Here is a 2760-nt window from a genome sequence, read left to right on the forward strand (position 1 = left end):
AATTTAGCCAGATCATTACCTATTCTGTGTGCCTCACGATGTTTAAACTCAGCCTCTATTCGAATCCAATCCTGAGTATTTTTTGCTTGTGTATAATATCCACTGCTTTTATTACTAAGTCCTTGCTTTCGTTTGTTATATATCCTTAAAAAGGCATCAGATTTGCGGCTGTTCACATAAAGAGTGTCTACTTCACCTGAATTACCAATAGTTTTCATCTTTTCAAGGCCAATTTTGCGTTTGGTTTTCCCATTCAAGAATTCGTATGTATCAGCTTTAAGCTTTTCAGCAATATTGTCAACCGAAAATCCGTAGTTTATTAGATCAACAGCAATATCAATACGTGATACGTGGCCTTTAAATTTAAGACAAATATTACCGATCATATCAAACCAGTCAATTTTGATGTCCGTCATTTTTGCAAGTGCCTCGTATAGTTTTTTACCTTGACCGTAAAACATCACTGTTACACCCATCCACGGTTGTTTCCAGCTCCACAAAATTAGTATCTTAGCTAAATCATTACCGTACTTAAGAGAGTTCGTGTAACCATTTAGACCATGTTTCTGCTCTTCGGCTTTTCCCAGAATTTGATTAAAATGAAACATACGCTTAAGGGCTTGTACTTCGTCAGGAGTCTCATCATTGTTCAGTACACTGGCTTTAATGGGTATCATTAAACTTATTTGGTCTATACTAATAGTATTTATTTTTTTCATTTTTATCCCTCTTAACAGGCATATTATTTAACGCCTGTAAAAGCAGCGCGTTCCACTTGACCGGGCGTCCGCCCGGTCAGCTGCTTTAATGTCTAAAATGGCCAATAGTCCTCTTGCCTAAACGTGTTTACTTCATTAGTTTTGAATAAATCTACAGCAACCTTTGGAATATTTACATCAGTTAAGTCTGGTGCTACAAATGGTTGTGGTAATGGATTGTTAAAGTAATCACTGTAAGCCCAGCCATGACCTGGTAAGTTATTATCAACAAAAGTAATCGAATCTATGTCACATTGAGGGAAAATTAATCTTAAGCTGATTTTATCTAGCTGTTGCATGGCGATCCTTGTACTAAATTCTGAACTTATGTTCACATCCAAAACTGAGGAATTTAATCTTTGAGAGCATAATACTGTAAATATGCCGCCCATTTGACGTGACTTAAATACTAGTTGCTTCATATAATCACTTATTTCTTTGGCTGTATCTTTATCAGCTTCTGCCATTGTTGCCGAAAACTCATCAAAGATCAAAAAGATAGGTCTCAAGTTAAAATCAACCCAATCTTTGCCCCAAGCATTGTTATGCTCGTATCTATCATTCATGAGCTTATTTAATACACGCAACTCCTTAGCAACTTGAAATGGTGTTGAAGCAACACAAGAAGTATGACTGTGACCAAGAATGTTATCAAACATTTTGCCCAGATTGTAAAAATCGCTACGTTTGGTATCACATATAACGGGGAAGGCACCTATAGCCATTGCAGTTAACAGAATAAAAGTGGCAAGCCACGACTTACCACTTCCGGGACGACCTACTATTTCACAGCCTGCTTGACCTCTAAGGTTAATCCTTAAGCCTTCATCGATTTGAAAAGAAGTCTTCATTTGTTAACTTTCTCCCTCTAGTCCGCTTTTTTGTCACTATAAAGCAAATTGGATATTGACTACTAGGAACAACAGACCAACCAGATAACTCCCTCTGTAATGCTGAAGTTAAGTCAACATCTGCATTAGGACAACCATTAGTATTAACCATTAATTTGATCCGATCTTGCCCAATCCTAATTGCTTTGAAGGTAGGGGCACTTTCTCGACGATTATAGCCGAAGATAGTACGATAAACAGGCCTACTGTCCTCTATCATACGATTGGAAGAAGCAGCATTGGAGACAGCTGTGATCAACCATCCCCAATTTGCACTTCTACGCATCTCGTATGCCATTAAGGCAAACAATGGCAAAGCAGCAATGATTAAGGTCAAAGCAAAGTTTGAATTACCTGCTAAGGCCGATATTAAATAAAATGAAAAGCATAGAATTGCCCATACTATTTGAACAGTGCCGAAGGTTACAGGGCTTACGCCCAAAGGTTCTTTTAAATCCACTGTAAGCACGCTGTTATTAATCATCATTTATTACTTCCTTCACTGAAATGTTAACTTTATGAACATCAGCAGCATTCAATGATTCACCGCTGCCAAAGTGGTAATGTGCCAATTTGTCAAAGGCAACAACCACAGGAGCTGTCGAACCAAACATAAGATCCTGCAATTCTTGCTGGCTAAAAATCGGTTTATGATCTTTAACTTTTACCTGAAGTTCTGTGCCTAAAGGCAACCAAGCTTTTTTACTGGTTACACGAACTGAGTAGACTGTTGCAGTGTTCAGCTTTTCAGGATCATTAAAATCCGGTGTTTCTTGGAATTCAGCACCTGTAATAGTGAAGTACTTACCTAATGCCTTATCCAAATGCTTATCCAATGTAGCTTGGACAGGTGCATTTTTACTTACACGAACGTCAGCAAAAGTACTTTCTAACTTGCTTTTTGCAGTTTCAGCAACGTTGCTTACCTTAACTGCATTAGCAGTGTTACCATCTTTAAAGTTTTTATTTTGGACGTTATTACCCAAAACTGAAGAATTTAAATTTACCATTTAAATTTCCTTTCTACGTAAAATCACTTAATATTTTTTTCAAACCATTTATCAACGGTTCAAAATCATTGAACCAAATTATGTTTATTTTGGATAACACTA

Annotated in this window: 4 protein-coding genes; all 4 read right to left on the reverse strand. The window is 37.1% G+C overall.

Features of this window, described 5'->3' with window-relative positions:
- Positions 1 to 677 (reverse strand): replication initiation factor domain-containing protein (locus Q0K80_RS10280; protein WP_294606040.1); only part of this gene is annotated, 677 nt, incomplete at its 3' end.
- A gap of 134 nt (positions 678 to 811) precedes the next feature.
- A complete protein-coding gene (locus tag Q0K80_RS10285; protein WP_294606041.1) occupies positions 812 to 1609 on the reverse strand; it encodes a cell division protein FtsK in 798 nt (265 codons plus the stop codon).
- Positions 1584 to 2135, reverse strand: coding sequence for a hypothetical protein (locus Q0K80_RS10290; protein WP_294606042.1), 552 nt, complete (start codon positions 2133 to 2135; stop codon positions 1584 to 1586). Before Q0K80_RS10290 ends, Q0K80_RS10285 begins: the two co-directional genes overlap by 26 nt.
- On the reverse strand, positions 2125 to 2658 hold the full coding sequence (locus tag Q0K80_RS10295) for a hypothetical protein (protein ID WP_294606043.1): 534 nt from the start codon (positions 2656 to 2658) through the stop codon (positions 2125 to 2127). The genes Q0K80_RS10290 and Q0K80_RS10295 overlap by 11 nt, the downstream gene beginning before the upstream one ends.
- Positions 2659 to 2760: the final 102 nt, after the last annotated feature.

Source organism: uncultured Lactobacillus sp. (assembly GCF_945290125.1).
GTDB classification, from domain to species: Bacteria; Bacillota; Bacilli; order Lactobacillales; family Lactobacillaceae; genus Lactobacillus; species Lactobacillus rizhaonensis.

Excerpts from the sequence above, each read along its gene's own strand:
- Q0K80_RS10290 (WP_294606042.1), bottom strand. The coding sequence starts at position 2,135 with ATGATGATTAATAACAGCGTGCTTACAGTGGATTTAAAAGAACCTTTG.
- Q0K80_RS10295 (WP_294606043.1), bottom strand. The coding sequence starts at position 2,658 with ATGGTAAATTTAAATTCTTCAGTTTTGGGTAATAACGTCCAAAATAAA.
- Q0K80_RS10285 (WP_294606041.1), bottom strand. The coding sequence starts at position 1,609 with ATGAAGACTTCTTTTCAAATCGATGAAGGCTTAAGGATTAACCTTAGA.